The organism is Methylocella silvestris (genome assembly GCF_002891535.1).
Lineage (GTDB): Bacteria > Pseudomonadota > Alphaproteobacteria > Rhizobiales > Beijerinckiaceae > Methylocapsa > Methylocapsa silvestris_A.
Genome location: NZ_PDZR01000001.1, coordinates 467,561 through 484,244, shown reverse-complemented (window position 1 = coordinate 484,244; position 16,684 = coordinate 467,561). Strand labels below are relative to the sequence as shown.

18 protein-coding genes are annotated in these 16,684 nt (G+C 64.0%); 12 read left to right on the top strand and 6 right to left on the bottom strand.

Going from position 1 to position 16,684, the window contains the following annotated elements; all coding sequences use genetic code 11:
- Window positions 1-281 precede the first annotated feature (281 nt).
- Entirely contained in the window at window positions 282-2,423 is a 2,142-nt protein-coding gene (locus CR492_RS02255; RefSeq protein WP_102842056.1) for a PBP1A family penicillin-binding protein, read from the top strand.
- Window positions 2,424-2,433: 10 nt separating this feature from the next.
- On the opposite strand, the gene pyk is transcribed toward CR492_RS02255, so the two are convergent.
- Both pyk and CR492_RS02245 read right to left on the bottom strand, forming a co-directional pair.
- A complete protein-coding gene (gene pyk, locus CR492_RS02250) occupies window positions 2,434-3,918 on the bottom strand; it encodes a pyruvate kinase (protein ID WP_102842055.1) in 1,485 nt (494 codons plus the stop codon).
- Between the two features lie 22 nt (window positions 3,919-3,940).
- Window positions 3,941-4,372, bottom strand: coding sequence for a DUF1036 domain-containing protein (locus CR492_RS02245; RefSeq protein WP_102842054.1), 432 nt, complete (start codon window positions 4,370-4,372; stop codon window positions 3,941-3,943).
- Here CR492_RS02245 and CR492_RS20665 point away from each other — a divergent pair.
- The 4 genes from CR492_RS20665 to CR492_RS02225 all read left to right on the top strand — a co-directional run bounded on the left by CR492_RS20665 (window position 4,260) and on the right by CR492_RS02225 (window position 7,033).
- Window positions 4,260-4,625 (top strand): hypothetical protein, encoded by a 366-nt coding sequence (locus tag CR492_RS20665; RefSeq protein WP_180982407.1) that lies wholly within the window; start codon window positions 4,260-4,262, stop codon window positions 4,623-4,625. The two genes, CR492_RS02245 and CR492_RS20665, sit on opposite strands and share 113 nt — an antisense overlap.
- A 13-nt stretch (window positions 4,626-4,638) precedes the next feature.
- Window positions 4,639-5,463 carry an N-formylglutamate amidohydrolase gene (locus tag CR492_RS02235; protein ID WP_102842052.1) on the top strand — a complete coding sequence of 275 codons (825 nt, stop codon included), beginning with the start codon at window positions 4,639-4,641 and terminating at the stop codon, window positions 5,461-5,463.
- A gap of 116 nt (window positions 5,464-5,579) precedes the next feature.
- Window positions 5,580-5,834 (top strand): DUF2312 domain-containing protein, encoded by a 255-nt coding sequence (locus tag CR492_RS02230; protein WP_102842051.1) that lies wholly within the window; start codon window positions 5,580-5,582, stop codon window positions 5,832-5,834.
- 104 nt (window positions 5,835-5,938) lie between these two features.
- A complete protein-coding gene (locus CR492_RS02225; RefSeq protein WP_102842050.1) occupies window positions 5,939-7,033 on the top strand; it encodes an alkene reductase in 1,095 nt (364 codons plus the stop codon).
- A 43-nt stretch (window positions 7,034-7,076) separates the two neighbouring features.
- On the opposite strand, the gene galU is transcribed toward CR492_RS02225, so the two are convergent.
- Window positions 7,077-7,964, bottom strand: coding sequence for a UTP--glucose-1-phosphate uridylyltransferase GalU (gene galU / locus CR492_RS02220; protein ID WP_102842049.1), 888 nt, complete (start codon window positions 7,962-7,964; stop codon window positions 7,077-7,079).
- A gap of 274 nt (window positions 7,965-8,238) precedes the next feature.
- On the opposite strand from galU, the gene galE reads away from it, so the two are divergent.
- From galE to CR492_RS02200, 4 genes are all read left to right on the top strand, one after another.
- Entirely contained in the window at window positions 8,239-9,228 is a 990-nt protein-coding gene (gene galE, locus CR492_RS02215) for a UDP-glucose 4-epimerase GalE (protein ID WP_102842048.1), read from the top strand.
- 116 nt (window positions 9,229-9,344) lie between these two features.
- A complete protein-coding gene (bufA2, locus tag CR492_RS02210) occupies window positions 9,345-9,629 on the top strand; it encodes a BufA2 family periplasmic bufferin-type metallophore (RefSeq protein WP_102842344.1) in 285 nt (94 codons plus the stop codon).
- Window positions 9,630-9,722: 93 nt separating this feature from the next.
- On the top strand, window positions 9,723-10,565 hold the full coding sequence (bufB, locus tag CR492_RS02205) for an MNIO family bufferin maturase (protein ID WP_102842047.1): 843 nt from the start codon (window positions 9,723-9,725) through the stop codon (window positions 10,563-10,565).
- Window positions 10,562-11,374, top strand: coding sequence for an HvfC/BufC N-terminal domain-containing protein (locus CR492_RS02200; protein ID WP_102842046.1), 813 nt, complete (start codon window positions 10,562-10,564; stop codon window positions 11,372-11,374). Before bufB ends, CR492_RS02200 begins: the two co-directional genes overlap by 4 nt.
- Window position 11,375: 1 nt before the next feature.
- Here CR492_RS02200 and hemH read toward each other — a convergent pair whose 3' ends face one another.
- A complete protein-coding gene (hemH, locus tag CR492_RS02195) occupies window positions 11,376-12,422 on the bottom strand; it encodes a ferrochelatase (RefSeq protein ID WP_102842045.1) in 1,047 nt (348 codons plus the stop codon).
- 15 nt (window positions 12,423-12,437) lie between these two features.
- Complete coding sequence (irrA, locus tag CR492_RS02190; protein ID WP_102842044.1) at window positions 12,438-12,914, bottom strand: iron response transcriptional regulator IrrA; 477 nt, start codon at window positions 12,912-12,914, stop codon at window positions 12,438-12,440.
- A gap of 123 nt (window positions 12,915-13,037) precedes the next feature.
- On the opposite strand from irrA, the gene grxC reads away from it, so the two are divergent.
- From grxC to CR492_RS02175, 3 genes are read left to right on the top strand one after another with little or no spacing between them, the layout of a single operon-like run.
- Complete coding sequence (gene grxC, locus CR492_RS02185) at window positions 13,038-13,301, top strand: glutaredoxin 3 (RefSeq protein WP_102842043.1); 264 nt, start codon at window positions 13,038-13,040, stop codon at window positions 13,299-13,301.
- Window positions 13,298-13,798, top strand: a complete 501-nt coding sequence (locus CR492_RS02180) for a DUF1178 family protein (RefSeq protein ID WP_102842042.1) — start codon at window positions 13,298-13,300, stop codon at window positions 13,796-13,798. The genes grxC and CR492_RS02180 overlap by 4 nt, the downstream gene beginning before the upstream one ends.
- A gap of 56 nt (window positions 13,799-13,854) precedes the next feature.
- Window positions 13,855-14,487 carry a DsbA family protein gene (locus CR492_RS02175; protein ID WP_102842343.1) on the top strand — a complete coding sequence of 211 codons (633 nt, stop codon included), beginning with the start codon at window positions 13,855-13,857 and terminating at the stop codon, window positions 14,485-14,487.
- Between the two features lie 88 nt (window positions 14,488-14,575).
- On the opposite strand, the gene CR492_RS02170 is transcribed toward CR492_RS02175, so the two are convergent.
- Entirely contained in the window at window positions 14,576-16,645 is a 2,070-nt protein-coding gene (locus tag CR492_RS02170; protein ID WP_102842041.1) for a M3 family metallopeptidase, read from the bottom strand.
- Between the last annotated feature and the right edge of the window lie 39 nt (window positions 16,646-16,684).

Sequence of the window (16,684 nt, the reverse complement as noted above, 5' to 3'; positions counted from 1 at the left end):
CCGCGCGCAAGCCAGATCGCCTCCCGCCGGGGGCGAGACTTTGGCGCGGCGCTGCAAAATGCGCAAGCGCCGGGGCGGAGTTTTCAAGGGCTTCGCGATCGCCTGTCCCCGCGCCGATCCTCGATCTAGTCAACAGACGAGGCGAGTGGGGATAGGCCGCAAAATCGCCGCACCCGCGCGGTTTACGTCCCGTTAAGCTCAAACCCTCTAGATCAGCGTCATGATTTTGCAGCCTTCAGCTCCAAAATCTCTGTTCTGATCGGATCGACGCGGGACCGCCGATGGCCACTCAAGGCTCCAGCCGCGGAGAGCGCGGCCCCGCCCGCAGCGGCCCGCCGCGCAAGAAGCCGCGCCGACGCGGCTTGACCCTCGCCGGAGCGGCCTCGCTGCTGCTGACGCTGGCGGTCTGGGCCGGCGTCGCGGGCGCGGCGATCATCGCCTTTTACGCGACAAAACTGCCGCCGATCGACCAGCTCGCGGTGCCAAAGCGCCCGCCGAACATCGCGATCCTCGCCGATGACGGCAGTCTCATCGCCAATCGCGGCGACACCGGCGGCGCGAGCGTGCGGATCGCCGATCTGCCGCCCTATCTGCCAAAGGCCTTCGTCGCCATCGAGGACCGGCGCTTTTATTCCCATTTGGGCGTCGATCCGATCGGCATCTTGCGCGCTTTGACCCGCAACGCCGCCGGCGGGGCGACGCAGGGCGGCTCGACGCTGACGCAGCAGCTTGCGAAAAATCTGTTCCTGACGCAGGAGCGGACGGTTTCGCGCAAGATTCAGGAGGCGATCCTCGCGGTCTGGCTCGAACATAAATATTCGAAAAACCAGATCCTCGAACTCTATCTCAATCGCGTCTATTTCGGCTCCGGCGCCTATGGCGTCGAGGCGGCGGCGCAGAAATATTTCGGCCATGGCGCGCGCGCGCTGACGCTGGCCGAATCGGCGACGCTCGCCGGCCTTATGAAGGCGCCGACTAAGCTCGCGCCAAACCGCAACGCCGCCGGAGCGCGCGAGCGCGCGGGCCAAGTCATCGCCGCCATGGTCGATGAGGGCTTTATTACTGACGCGATGGGAAAATTCGCCCTCGCCCATCCGGCGGCGGCGACAAAATCGGATGGCGCGGGCACGGCCAATTACGCCGCCGACTATGTGATGGACGTTCTCGACGATACGGTCGGCGCGATCGAGGAGGATATCACCGTCGCGACGACGATCAGCGCGGCGCTGCAGGCCAATGCCGAAAAGGCGCTGACCGAGGAACTCGACCAGAAAGGCGCGAAATTCGGCGTCGGCCAAGGCGCTCTGGTGTCGCTCGATCCGACCGGCGGCATCAAGGCGCTGGTCGGCGGGCGCAATTACGCCGACAGCCAATTCAACCGCGCGACCGCCGCAAGGCGCCAGCCGGGATCAGCGTTCAAGCCCTTCGTCTATCTCGCCGCGCTGGAACATGGGCTGACCCCGGCGACCATCCGTGAAGACGGCCCGATCAATGTGCATGGCTGGCAGCCGGAAAATTACTCGCGGCAATATTTCGGCCCTGTCACTCTCACCAAGGCGCTTTCGCTGTCCCTGAATACGGTGGCGGTGCGGCTCGGCGTCGAGGTCGGCCCCAAAACCGTGGTCGCCACCGCGCATCGGCTGGGGATCGTCTCGGAGCTCAGCCCCAACGCCTCGATCGCGCTCGGCACGTCGGAGGTGAGCCCGCTCGAACTCGTCGCCGCCTATGCGCCCTTCGCCAATGGCGGCATCGGCGTGCAGCCGCATATCATCGTCCGCGTCAAGACCGCCGCCGGAAAACTGCTCTATGTGCGCAAAGGGTCGAGCAACGGCCGCGTCATCGACGCAGCCTATCTGCCGATGATGAACGTCATGATGCAGGAGACGTTGCTGACCGGCACCGCGCGCAAGGGCGATGTGCCGGGCTGGCAGGCGGCGGGCAAGACCGGCACCAGCCAGGATTGGCGCGACGCTTGGTTCGTCGGATACACGAGCCATCTCGTCACCGGCGTGTGGCTCGGCAATGACGACAGTTCGCCGACGAAAAAGGCCTCCGGCGGCACGCTGCCGGTGGAGATCTGGTCGCGTTTCATGCGCGCGGCGCATCAGGGAATTCCGCCCCAGCCGCTGCCGGGCGGGCTGTGGCAGGCGCCGCTCGTCGCGCCGCCGCCCTTCTGGCCAGATGCGCCGACGTCCGTCGGCTCTCCCCCGCCCGTGGCGGACGCGGGCGGGCCTGCAGCTCCGACCGGCTATCCGGCTTTTCCTTCCGCGCAGCCGCGCCGGGCCGAGGCCGACGCCTCTCCGCGCGGACGCAACGGCGGGCTCGTGCCGCCCGGTCTTATTCCCAGCCCGGGCGAGTCAGCGGCGGCGCGGCCAGCGCCGCGCGAGCGCAATTTTTTTGAAAATCTGTTCGGCGGCGGTTAGGCGAAGGTTTTTATTGCTGCGCCTGCGCGGCCTGTTCCAGCGGGGTCGCGGTCGAATCGCTTGAACTCAGCGTCGCCGCTTCCTCGACGAAATCGATCCGCACCATATTGGTCGCGCCCGGCGTGCCGAAGGGGACGCCGGCGACGATAATGATGCGGTCGCCGACAAAGGCGAAGCCCTCGCGGAAGGCGAATTTCGAGGCGCGCGCCGACATGTCGGCGATGTCGTTCGCGTCCTTGGTGACGACGGCGTGGACGCCCCAGGCCAGCGCCAGACGGCCGGCCGTCTCGGGAAAAGGCGTCAACGCAAGGATCGGCGCGGCGGGCCGCTCGCGGGCGATCCGCAGCGCAGTCGATCCGGACGCGGTCCAGGCGACGATCGCCTTGAGATCGAGCGTCTCGGCGACGTTGCGCGCCGCGACCGCGATGGCGTCGGCGCCGGTCGCCTCGGGCGTCGTGCGCTGCGCATTGATGATGCCGCGAAAGTAAGCGTCGCGCTCCACCTCTTCGGCGATGCGGTTCATGGTCGAGACGGCCTCGACCGGATAATGGCCGGCGGCGCTTTCGGCCGAGAGCATTACGGCGTCGGCGCCCTCGAACACCGCCGTCGCGACGTCGGATACTTCGGCGCGGGTTGGAACCGGCGCATTGATCATCGATTCCAGCATCTGCGTCGCAACGACCACCGGCTTGCCGAGACGGCGGGCGGTGCGGCTGATGCGCTTTTGCAGGCCAGGCACTTTTTCCAGCGGCATCTCGACGCCAAGATCGCCGCGCGCGACCATCAGCCCGTCGGAGATTTCGACGATCTCCTCGAGCTTGGCGATTGCCTGCGGCTTTTCGATCTTCGACATCACTGCCGCGCGGCCGCGGGTCAGTTTCTTGACCTCGGCGACGTCCTCCGGCCGCTGCACGAAGGAGACCGCGACCCAGTCGACGCCGGCCTCAAGCCCCGCCTCAAGATCGGCGCGGTCCTTGTCGGTCATCGGCGAGACCGGAATTTCAGTGTCCGGCAGGCTGACGCCCTTGCGGTTCGATATTTCCCCGGCGACGTCGACAACGGCGACGGCGTGCGAGGCGTCGGCGGTCACGACATGGAGGCGCACCTTGCCGTCGTCGATCAGCAGCGTATGGCCGGGCACGAGAGCGCGCAGGATCTCGGGATGCGGCAGGCAGACGCGGGTCTCATCGCCGGGCTCCGGATTGGAGTCGAGCGTGAAGGTCGCGCCGCGCGCGAGCTTGACGGCGCGGTCCTTGAACAGGCCGATGCGCAGCTTCGGCCCCTGAAGGTCGAGCAGAATGCCGATCGGCCGCTTGAATTCCTTCTGCACGGCGCGGATCATCCGCACCTGCTCGCGCATGGCGTCGTGAGAGGCGTGGCTCATATTGATGCGGAAGACGTCAGCGCCCGCCTTGAACAAGGCCGCCAGCGTCTCCTGCTTCGCGGAAGCTGGTCCTATCGTCGCAATGATCTTGCACCGTCGCAGTCGCCGCATGACAGCCTCTTCGTAAAATAAGTCAGGGAGTTGGCTTTTGAGGCGCGGGATCGGTCAGCTGCACCGTCCAGTTCTTGGCTTCCTTGCCCGTATCGACCTCAAAAAAGCCGGTCCGGTCGAAGCCGCGGACGTAGCAGTCCTCGCGCCCCAGGATGCGGAATTCACGGTCGCGCGTGCACATGAAAGCCTTGCCCTTCCATTCGCCGCCACGCTCATCCATCGCGTAGACATAGTAGAATTCAGCCGCAAGCGGCCCGCGAACGAGGGTTTCACAGGCGCCGGGCTTCAAATTCCACCAGCCCTCGCTCACCCAAATCTCGCCGTCGGTGTAGGCCAGCGAAATGCTGGTCCTGCTCGCGGTGTTATTGCAGAGACGAAAGTCGGCCGACGCAGGGAAGACCGAGGCCAGAAGAAGCCCAAGCCCTATGATCGCGGGAGTAATCGCTTGTTTCATCGCCGTCAAGGTCGTGGTTGAAATTGGCCGGACATGGGTTCTTTTCTGGAACGATATTCTTGCCGCCGCTACGGCGCTTCTATCCCGGCGACAAGGGATTGACCAGCAAACCGCGCCCGAGCGCGCGCCCCCGCCGATGAATGAGCCGCCCCCCCGCGCCGATAGTCGCAAATCCCGGCAAAAACGAGTTGCGGCGGCGCGCCTGCAGGTTATTTTCGCCGTCCTGAGCGCAAGACGCCGCGCCTCTTTTTGAAGGAGACGCATCGATGACCTTGACCAAGCCCGCATCGGCCCTGGAGGCCGCCGCGTTCGAGCCGGTCGAGCGGATCGCGGGCGCACGCGAGGCCGGCGTGCTTTTTATCTGCGATCACGCCTCGAACGCGCTGCCGCCCGCCTATGGAACGCTCGGCCTGCCGCAAAGCGAGCTCGAACGCCATATCGGCTTTGATATTGGCGCGCGGGCGCTGACGCTCCGCCTCGCCGCGCTGTTCGGCGCGCCGGCGATTCTCTCGCGCTTTTCGCGGCTGCTGATCGATCCCAATCGCGGCGCCGACGACCCGACGCTGGTCATGCAATTGTCCGACGGCGCGATCGTTCCGGGCAATGCGGCGATCGCGGCGGAGGAAATCGAGCGCCGCATCGCCCTCTATTGGTGCCCTTACCGCGATGCCGTCTCCCATGCGGTCGATGCTATGACCGCCGCCGGCCCGCTTCCCGTGGTCTTGTCAATCCATTCCTTCACGCCCTGCTGGCGCGGCGCAAAGCGGCCCTGGGAGGTTGGAATTTTGTGGGACAGCGATGCGCGTCTTGCCGCGCCCCTGATCGCCGCGCTCCGCGAGGCGGGGATCGAAACCGGCGACAATGAGCCATACGACGGCGCCCTTGTCGGCGATACGCTCGACGAGGAAGTGACACGGCGCGGCCTCGCCGGGCTGCTCGTCGAGGTTCGTCAGGATCTGATTTCGACAAACGAACAGGCGGAGCGCTACGCCGATCGGCTCGCGCCGATCTTCGCCTCGGTGCTGGCGCTGCCGGAATTGCGCCAGCTCGCCTTTTTGCCAAGCCGCACGGGGCGGCATGCGGAGCGTTGAGGGCATTCGCTGGACCGAAAGCGCAAATAGCGGGGATGACGGCCCCTCGCGCCTTGACGCGCGCGCCGCAACGCCACATGGCGGACGCTAGAACCAATCCTGAAGGACCTTCGCCAATGACGAAAGATATCGCCGAAAGCGGCGTCGCCGCCGCCGAACTCACCCAGTTCGTCGAGCGCGTGGAGCGGCTCGAGGAAGAAAAGAAGGCGTTGGCCGACGACATCCGCGACGTCTATGCGGAGATGAAAGCCCGCGGCTTCGACGTCAAGGTCGTTCGCCAGATCGTCCGGCTGCGCAAGCAGGATCACGCCGAGCGGATGGAGATGGAGGCGATTCTCGAACTCTATATGTCCGCGCTGAACATGAAATAAGGGCTTTAAAAACGCCGGGCCTATGCTGCTTTGCGGCAACGCAAGGGGCGCTTCTGCGTTCTCAGTCATCCTGCCCTGAGAATTACCGAAAGTTGGAGCAATAGATGACCGACGACGCCGAGATTTTGTTTTCGCCGTTCACTCTCGGCGATCTTCGCCTGCCGAACCGGATCGTAATGGCGCCGCTCACGCGCAGCCGCGCAGCCAGGGGCACGCTCGCCCCGCATGATCTTAACGCGACATATTACCGCCAACGGGCCTCGGCCGGCCTCATCATCAGCGAGGCGACGCAGATTTCGCAGGAAGGCCAAGGCTATATCGCAACGCCCGGCATTTATAGCGAGGCGCAGGTCGAGGGGTGGAAAAAAGTGACGGACGCCGTCCATGACGAGGGCGGGCTGATCTTCATCCAGCTCTGGCATGTCGGCCGAATCTCGCATGTGTCGCTGCAGCCGCAGGGCGGCGCGCCCGTCGCCCCCTCCGCCCTTACGGCGAAGGCCGACACTTTTATCGAGAGCGGGCTCGCGCCCGTCTCGGCGCCGCGCGCGCTCGCGCTCGATGAAATCCCGCACGTCGTTGCGGACTATCGCCGCGCCGCCGAGAACGCCAAGCGCGCCGGCTTCGACGGCGTCGAAATCCATGGCGCCAACGGCTATCTGATCGACCAGTTCCTGAAGGACGGGACCAACAAGCGCGAGGATTCTTATGGCGGATCGGTGGAAAACCGCATCCGCTTCGCCCTCGAGGTCACCGACGCGATCCTTGCCGTCTGGGACAAATCGCGTGTCGGCATCCGGCTCTCGCCGGTCAGCCCCTTCAATGACGCGGTCGACAGCGATCCGGAAAAACTGTTCTTCCCGCTCGTCGCTGCGCTGAGCGAGCGCGGCCTTGCCTATATCCACGTGATCGAAGGCGCGACGGGCGGCGCGCGGGATATCGCGTCGTTCGATTTTTCGGCGCTGCGCAAATCCTTCAGCGGCGCCTATATCGCCAACAACGCCTATACGCGCGAGTTGGCGATCGAGGCGCTCGAGGCCGGCCGGGCCGACCTTGTCGCGTTCGGCAAATTGTTCATCGCCAACCCCGATCTCGTCGATCGGCTGCGCGAAAACGCGCCGCTGAACGCGCCCCACGCCGAGACATTTTATGGCGGCTCGGCGGAAGGCTATACAGACTATCCGGCGCTCGACACCGCTTGAGGCGAGGCGAGGCGAGGCCGGCCGCCGCCGGCCTCGCTAATTGCTAGAAGGGCCCGAACTTCTTCAGTTCGGTCTTGAAAGCTCCGGCGATATCCGGGTTGGCCAGCGCGAAAGCGACATTGGCCGAAAGGAAACCGATCTTCGAGCCGCAGTCATAGGTCTTGCCGTCGAAGCGCACGCCATGAAAGCTCTGCGTCGCGGCAAGCTCTTTCATGCCGTCTGTCAGCTGGATTTCACCGCCAGCGCCCTTCTCTACTTTTTCCAAAATCTTGAAGATTTCCGGGCCGAGCAGATAGCGCCCGGAAATGATGCAGTTCGACGGCGCGGTTCCCTGCGGGGGCTTCTCCACCATGCCGGTAATTTCGAAAGATGAGCCAAAATCCTTGCCGATCGAGACGATTCCATATTGGTGCGTCTCTTCCGGCGCCACTTCCTCGACGGCGATGATGTTGCCGCCGTGTTTTTCATAGGCCTCGATGCATTGGGCGAGGCAGCGGCCTGAACTCTGCGGCCCGGCCATTGTCACCATGTCCGGCAGGAGCACGGCGAAAGGCTCGTCGCCGACCAGCTCCCGCGCGCACCAGATCGCATGGCCGAGCCCGAGCGGCGCCTGCTGGCGCGTAAAACTGGTCGCGCCGGCGGCCGGCAATTGCTCCTTGAGGGCGTTCAGCTCTTTCAACTTGCCGCGCTTTTGCAGCGTATCGTCAAGCTCGTAGGCGATGTCAAAATGGTCTTCGATGACCGCCTTGCCGCGTCCGGTGACGAAGATGAAGTGCTCGATGCCGGCCTCGGCCGCCTCCTCGACGACATGCTGAAGCACCGGACGATCGACGATCGTCAGCATTTCCTTCGGGATCGATTTGGTCGCCGGAAGAAACCGCGTGCCGAGGCCCGCGACCGGAAAAACAGCCTTGCGAATCCGTGTCGTCATCGAGTGTCCCTATATGGGCGCCGTCCCGTGGAAAGGCGCAGAATGAACGGCGGCGTGATCATAACGAACATCAGGCCATCAAACCAGCGAGCGCAACCGCAGCATTATGTCGTATGGCTGAAGCGCGCCTTATCGAAGAGGACTAAAGCTTGGGGCGGCCTCAGGTTCCGCAATAAAACCGTCATCAGGCGGCAACGGGACATCGCGAGAGATTATCAGTTCCGCTTCGCAGCAATTTCATTAAACTGGCGCTTGCGCTTAACAGGGGCAGTTCATGGCAGTACTCGTTACCGGCGGCGCTGGCTATATTGGCGGCCATATGGCGTTGGCGCTGCTCGATCAGGGCGAGGAGGTCGTCGTTCTTGACAATCTCTCGACCGGCTTCGCCTGGGCGGTCCCTCCCGCAGCCAAGCTGATCGTCGGCGACTTCGGCGACAGCGCGCTCGTCGATCAGATTTTCGCTGACCATCGCATCGACGCGATCGCCCATTTCGCGGCGAAGATCGTCGTGCCGGAGTCCGTCTCGGACCCTCTCGCCTATTATCTCAACAATACGGCCAAGGCGCGCAATCTGCTCGAATGCGCGGTCAAGGCTGGCGTCAAGCAGTTCATCTTCTCCTCGACCGCGGCCGTTTATGGCGAGCCCGCGGAAAATCCAGTCTTCGAGAATGTCGCCCTGGCGCCGATCAACCCTTATGGCCGCTCGAAGCTGATGGTTGAATGGATGCTCGCCGACGTCGCGGCGGCGCATCAGCTGCGCTATGTCGTGCTGCGCTATTTCAACGTCGCCGGAGCTGATCCCGCCGGGCGGCTCGGCCAGTCCTCGCCGGTCGCGACCCATCTCATCAAGGTCGCGGTGCAGGCCGCGCTTGGCCATCGCGACGGACTTGACGTGTTTGGAACCGATTATCCGACGCGCGACGGCTCCTGTGTGCGCGACTATATTCAGGTGACCGATCTCGTCGACGCGCATTTGCTGGCGCTGGCGCATCTGCGCGCCGGCGGCGGTAGCCTCACCTGCAATTGCGGCTATGGCCGGGGCCTTTCCGTGCTCGAAGTCGTCGAGGTCGTGAAAAAAGTGTCGGGCGTCGATTTCGAGGTGCGGCTGAAGGGACGCCGGCCCGGCGATCCAGCCTCGCTCGTCGCCGGCGCCGACCGCGTCCGGCAGGAGCTCGGCTGGACGCCGAAACATGACAATCTCGCCGAGATCGTCGAGCAGGCGCTGTCGTGGGAGCGCCGGCTGCACAATAGAAAGACCGGATAACGCTATCACAATCGCGTGATCATGTAACGATCCGCATCGACCGACGTAGAGCTTGTGTGGGCCGCAACGGCTCGCGCAACGCCCGCGCCGCCGCGGGTTTTTCTGTGGAGTTCACCATGACCAGCAGCCACGACTCGGGCATTCGGACCAGCAAAGTCGCCTCTGGCGCAAGCCTCGCCATCGCCGCCATCGCTCTCGCGATGAATGGCGCCGCCTTGAGCCCGGCCGCCGCCAAATCGGCGAAAATTGTTCATTGCATGGGGATCAACTCTTGCAAGGGAACGAGCGCCTGCAAGACGGCGGAAAACGCCTGCAAGGGGCAAAACAGCTGCAAGGGCCATGGCTGGCTACCGACCAAGACAACCGCCGCCTGCACGTCAAAGGGCGGTACGGTTATCTGATATAACGGCTCAACTTTGCGGGGCGCGGCGGTGAGATTGAACCGCCCGCGCCTCGCGCCCCCCCCAGCGGCGACCGTCACACCGAGAGCGACGATGGAAAAGCCTGCCCCTCTTGGCTTCGGTCTCGGCCTTCGGCACCGCTATCATGCCGAAATCGTCAAAGAACGGCCCGACATCGACTGGTTCGAAGTGATTTCGGAAAATTACATCGGGCGGGGCGGACGCCCGCTCGCCATCCTCGACGATATCCGCGCCGATTACCGCATTGTCATGCACGGCGTCTCGATGTCGATTGCCTCGACCGCGCCGCTCGATTTCGACTATCTCGGCAAATTGCGGGATCTCGCCCGCCGCTGCGAGCCCGAATGGATTTCCGACCATTTGTGCTGGACCGGCGTCCATGGCGTCAATCTGCACGACCTTTTGCCGATCCCCTACACGCGCGAAGCCCTGGATCACGTCGCCGAGCGCATTTTGCGCGTTGAGGATTTTCTGCAACGCCGCATCGCCATCGAAAATGTGTCGAGCTATGTGACCTTCGCCGAGTCCGAGATGACCGAAGAGGCCTTCTTGCGCGAACTCGCCGAAAAAGCCGATTGCTGGCTGCTGCTCGACGTCAATAATATCTTCGTCTCAAGCTTCAACCATGGCTTCGACCCGGCCCGCTTTCTCGATGACATTCCGCAGGAGCGCGTGCTCCAGCTACATCTTGCCGGACATTCGGACCACGAGACGCATAAAATCGACACCCACGACCAGCCGGTGATTGAAGAGGTGTGGTCCTTGTTCGAACGCGCCTGTCGCCGCTTCGGCGCGATCTCGACCATGATCGAGCGCGACGACAATTTCCCGCCGCTTCACGAGCTTGTCGGCGAACTCGATCGCGCCCGGGCCATCGCCGCCGCGGCGCGCATCCGCCGGGAGGCCGCCGAATGACCCTGAAGGACATGCAGGCGGCCTTTCAGGGCGCCATTCTTTGCGGCGACGAGGACGCCCCGCGGGGCGTCGAGGATGGGCCAAGGCTCAACGCGGCGGCGCGCTTCAAGATCTATTACGATGCGTATCGGCTGCGGCTTGCCGAAGGCCTCTCCACTGAATTTCCCGCACTGCGCGAAACCCTCGGCGACGAGGCCTTCGGCGCGCTGTTTGAGGCCTATCTCGAAGGCCGCCCCTCGCGCGCTTTCGCGGCGCAGGATTATTGCCGCGGCCTGCCGGATTTCATGCGCGAGGATCCGCATTGGCGCGAACAGGATAACGCCCTCGGCCTTGCCGAATTCGAGCGCGCCTTGTCGCGCGCCTTCGACGCGCCGGACGCCCCCCAGCTCGCCATTGACGTACTCGCGGCGCAGACGCCGGAGGATTGGCCGGAACTGACCTTTGTCCTGCACCCTTCGGTGCAGATGATCGAACTTCCGCGCAGCGCGCGCAGCGCCTATGCGTTGAGCCAGAGCGAGCTGTCCGAGACAGCCGACCAAGAGGATGCGGGCGGCGAGGACAACGCGCCGATGGAGACGGTGCTGTTCTGGCGCCAGCGCGATCTTTCCTTTTACCGCGCGCTCAGCGGCGACGAGGAGATCGCTTTGGCCTCGCTGCAACGCGGGACGGATTTCGCGCTGATCTGCGCGGTTCTGGCGCAAAATCGCCCCGCCGAGGACGTCGCGGGCGAGGCCGCCGGGTTTTTGGGGCGCTGGTTCACCGACGGGCTCATTGCCGGCATCCGCGCGGCGGACCCGGCCGGAAGCTAGATTAGATCCAGCCGTCGATCTCGCGCGCAATGATATGACGGATGACCTTCATCCCCAGCGCGCTGTCGTTGAGGCAGGGGATCAACGCGAATTGCTCGCCGCCGGCCTCGATAAAAAACTCGCGATTTTCGACGCCTATCTCGGAGATCGTCTCGAGGCAATCGACGGAAAAGCCCGGCGTCAGCACCGCCATGCGCCGCACGCCCTTCCGCGCCAGTTCCTTGACGGTCTCGTCCGTATAGGGCGAGAGCCATTCGGCGCGCCCGAACCGTGACTGGAAGGTCAGCGGACAGCGCTCGGGCGAGAAATCGAGGCGCTCGCGCAAAAGCCGCCAGGTCTCGACGCATTGATCGTAATAGGGATCGCCCGCCTCGACATAGGATTTGGGGATGCCGTGAAACGACACGAGGACGACTTCCGGCTCGAAATCAAGCGCGCCAACGCCCGCGCGGACCGACTCCGCCAGCGCGTCGATATAGACGGGATCATTGTAATAAGGCGGGACGCTGCGCATTTCAGGACGCCACTTCATCCGCGCCAGCGATTCTTCCACCTTGTCCGTGACGCTCAAAGTCGTGGCGCCGGCAAATTGCGGATAGAGCGGGACGATGAGCAAGCGGCCGCATCCCTGCTCTCGCAGGCGCTGCAGGGCCGAGCGGATCGACGGATTGGCGTAGCGCATCGCCCAATCCGCGACGATGTCTCCGCCGGAGCCAAATTCGCCGGAAGCAATTGAGCCGGCGAGCTGCTCCGCCTGCGATCGCGTCACGGTCTTCAGCGGGCTTTCATTGCGCTCCTTGTTCCAGATCGTCTCGTAATTCTTGCTGCTTTTTTGCGGCCGGGTCGTGAGGATGATGAGATTGAGGATCGGCCACCAGATCAGGCGGGGCGTATTGACGACGCGCCTGTCGGACAGAAACTCCTTCAGATAGCGGCGCACGGGCCAATAGCCGAGCGCGTCCGGCGTGCCGAGGTTGACGAGCAGAATGCCGACCCTGGCAGACCCGGCGACGGGACGCGCGTCGACAGCTTCGGTCTCAGCGGTCATGGCGGGCGTTTTCTCTCAGGCGGACGCGTCGCGAAGATGCACTACGACTTCGATTGCCGCGACGCGTTTTCCCGGCGGCGTCGGCGGCAGATCGAGGGGATCTATTTTCACTTCCGGAATGTCGACCAGCGTCCCATCGATCAGGAAATGATGGTGGATCTGCGTATTGGTGTCGAAATAGGTTCTCGTGCCGTCCACCGCGACCTCGCGCAGCAGGCCGACGCCGCTGAACTGGTGCAGGCTGTTATAGATGGTCGCGAGCGAAACCGGGACATTGGAGGCCTGCGCCTCCTCGGCCAGATTTTCCGCGGTAATGTGACGGTCTCCGCGCGAGAACAACAGCCAGCCAAGCGAAAGCCGCTGCCGCGTCGGGCGCAGCCCCGTGTCCGCGAATTTGATGCGTAGCTCGTGAAATGGGCAACCGGGAAGTTGTCCGAGCGGCGCTTTCAGCTGGCCCGGGAGGCGGCGCGATTTCGAGTTCGATCTTGGCATCAAGCGCTCTCATGAAAACAGAAAATCAAGAATAGGGCGCCCCCGGCGGATGAGCAACCTCGCCGCTCCGGCGCTTGTGAAAACGATATTTTTTATTTTATAGTAGGCGCAGAGGATCACCGGATGGCGCAAATTACGATCTATACCACGACCACCTGCCCCTATTGCATCAGGGCGAAGGCGCTCCTGGAAAAGAAAAATCTCGAGTTCACGGAAATCTCCGTCGATGGGAACCCGAAGCTTCGTAGCGAACTTGCCGAGCGCACCGGCCGCACCAGCGTGCCGCAGGTCTTTGTCGGCGAAAGCCACGTCGGCGGCTGCGACGATTTGTATGAGCTTCACTACGACGGCAAGCTCGAGCAGCTGATCGCTGATCACGCCCGATGATCAAATTTTCGCTGCGTTGCGCCGATGGTCACGAGTTCGAAAGCTGGTTCAAAGAGGGCGTGGCTTTCGACGCCCAGGCCGGGGCCGGCCTGATTTCCTGTCCGGTGTGCCAAAGCGCCTCCGTGTCCAAAGCGATCATGGCTCCGGCGCTCGCGCGCCGCGACCGGTTTAACGAGGCGCCCGCCGTCTCTGCGCAGGCCGCACCGTCGCAAGGCGCGGCGGCCCCCGATGTGCCGGCGGTTGCCGGCGGCCCGGTCGAGATCTTCAGCGCCGCAGACGCAAAATTGCGCGAGATGGTCGCCGCGTTCCGTCAGCGCGTCCTCGAAAACTCCGACGATCTCGGCGACAAACTTGCCGAGGAGGCCTTGAAGATCCATCACGGCCTGGCGCCAGATCGGCCGATCCATGGTCAGGCGAGTTACGAGAACGTCCGCCTGTTGATCGAGGAGGGCGTCAATATCCTGCCGCTGCCGCGCGCGCCGGGGGAATTTAACTGAAAAGCGCGCCGCCTCCGATGGACGGCAAGTCAACTTCAGGCGCGGAGCTGATTGAAATGGCGAAAGTCTCCCGGCGGGGCGTGCTGGTCGCCGCCGCAATGGTCGTTTGCGTCGGCGCCGCCGCAGCTCCGCTCGCGGCCGACGATCCCGATCTCAGCCGCGAAGCCCTTTTGAGCGATCCCGCAACCCCCGTCGGCGGCGATCCGAACGGCGACGTCACCATCGTCGCCTTCTTCGATTATAATTGCCCCTTCTGCATGAAATCGGAGCCGGCGCTGGAGCAGCTGATGGCGTCCGATAAACATGTCCGCCTCGTCTACAAGGACTGGCCGATCTTTGGCGGGGTCTCCGTTTACGCCGCCAAACTCGCGCTCGCGGCGAATTTTCAGGGCAAATATGCCGCCGCGCATCACGCGCTGATGGCGACGTCCCGCCGCAAGTCGAGCGAAGCCGAAGCGCGCCAGCTTGTCGCCGCGGCGGGCGTCGACATGGCCCGCCTCGACGCCGACCTTGCCGGCAAAGCGGCAGAGATCGACGCGATATTGAAGCGCACCGACAAGCAGGCGACCGGCATGAGCTTTGCCGGAACGCCGGTCTATCTGATCGGGCCCTTCCTCGTCGCGGCCGCGCTCGATTTGGACGGCTTCAAGAAAGCCGTCGCCGACGCGAGGGCGAAGCGCGCGCCGTGAGGCTTGCCGCCTGGAAGCTGAAGATTTTGACCAAGCAGACGCGTTAAAACAACAGGTTAGAGCAAAAGTCTGTCAGATCGACTTTGCTCTAGCCTTCCGCCGGCGCGCCGTCGAGACCACGCTTGCGCAGCAGAGCTTCCGGCGACGGCGCCCGTCCGCGAAACCCAGCGTAGGCCGCCTCATAGTCGCGGCTGCCGCCGGCGGCGTAGACGAAATCATGCAGCCGCCGCGCCGTCTCCGTATGGAAGATGTCGCCTGTCTCGTGAAAGGCCTCAAAACCGTCCGCGTCGAGAATTTCCGACCAGAGATAGCTGTAATAGCCGGCCGAATAGGATTCGCCGGAGAAGATGTGCTGGAAATGCGGCGTGCGGTGACGCATGGCGATCGCCTCCGGCATGCCGATGCGCGCCAGCTCCTTCTGCTCGAGCGCGACGACGTCGAGATCCTCCGGCGTCGCGTTGAGATGCAGGCTGAGGTCGACCAGCGCCGAGGCGGCATATTCGAGCGTCGCGAAGCCCTGATTGAATTTTCGCGCGGCGACGAGCTTTTCGATCAGCGTCTCCGGCATCGGCGCGCCCGTCTCATAATGCAGCGCAAAGCGGCGCAAGATCTCGGGCTGCTCGAGCCAGTGCTCATAGAGCTGCGAGGGAAATTCGACGAAGTCGCGCGCGACATTGGTGCCCGAAAGCGTCGGATAGGTCACGTCGGACAGCATGCCGTGCAGACCGTGGCCGAATTCATGGAACAAGGTGCGCGCGTCATCGAAGCTGAGCAGGCTCGGCTCGCCCTCCCCGCCTTGCGCAAAATTCATGACATTGACGATGATCGGCAATTGCGCGCCATCGAGCTTGTGCTGGCCGCGAAAATCGCTCATCCACGCGCCGCTACGTTTTGACGACCGCGCCAGATAATCGCCGATGAACAGCGCGACCGGCTTGCCGTCCCGCGCGACCTCGAAGGCGCGCGCCCCCTTGTTGTAGAGCGGAATGTCGAACCGTTCAGTAAAACTGAGCCCAAACAGCCGGTTGGCGGCGTAGAAGGCGGCCTCGATCAATTTGCCGAGCTGCAGATAAGGTTTGATCTCACCCTCATCGAGGTCAAATTCGGCCTTGCGCTGCTTTTCCGCATAGTAGCGCCAGTCCCAGGGCGCGATGGCGAAATTCTCTCCCTCGGCGGCGGCGAGCTTTTGCAGCGCCCCCTCCTCCTCCGCGGCGCGCCGCACCGCCGGCGTCCAGACCGATTCCAGGAGATCGAGCGCCGCCTGCGGCGTCTTCGCCATGGTGTCGGCGAGGCGGAAATGGGCGAAGCTCTCATAGCCAAGAAGCGCCGCGCGCTCGGCCCTGAGCCTCACCATTTCGGCCGCGATCGGGCGATTATCCGTGTGGCCGTCGCTTTCGCCGCGCGCCGACCATGCGCGGAACGCCCGTTCCCTCAGGTCGCGGCGGTTTGAGAACTGCAGGAAAGGCTCGATGCTCGAACGCGACAGGGTGATCCCATATTTGCCGGGATGGCCGCGCTCGGCGGCGATGCGCGCCGCGCTGGCAATCAGAAAATCGGGCAGGCCGCCGAGATCTTCAATGTCGAGAATCAGCAGATAGGCTTTTTCGTCGGCCAAAACATTCTGGCCGAATTGCGCGCCAAGGCTGGCGAGCCGCTCGCCGATATCGGCGAGGCGCGCCTTGGCCGCTGGCGGCAGGCCGGCGCCGTTGCGCGTGAAATTCAGATGATAGCGCTCGAGCACGCGGGCCTGCTCGGGATCGAGGCCGAGCTTTGCGCGATTGGCGTACAGCTCCGCCACCCGCGCGAACAGGGCCTCGTTCAGAAAGAACGCGCTGCGATGACGCGACAGGATCGGCGCCATGTCGCGCTCGACCGCTTCCAGCGTTTCATCGGAATCCGTGCCGACGAGATTGAAAAAGACGCTGGCGACCTTGTCGAGGTTCTTCCCGCTGCGCTCGACCGCCTCAATCGTATTGGCGAAGGTCGGCGGCTCTGGATTGGCCGCGATGGCGTCGGTTTCGGCCCGCGCCTCGGCCAGCGCGCGATCGAACGCGGCACGAAATTCATCGGAGCGGATGAGGTCGAAGGGCGGCGCCTCGAACGGCCCGGTCCAGGGTTCGAGCAGAGGATTGGCCTCGCCCGGGTGCGACTTCGTCATCAATGGCCTCCAGGCGCAAAACTGCGCAGGTCCAGGAAT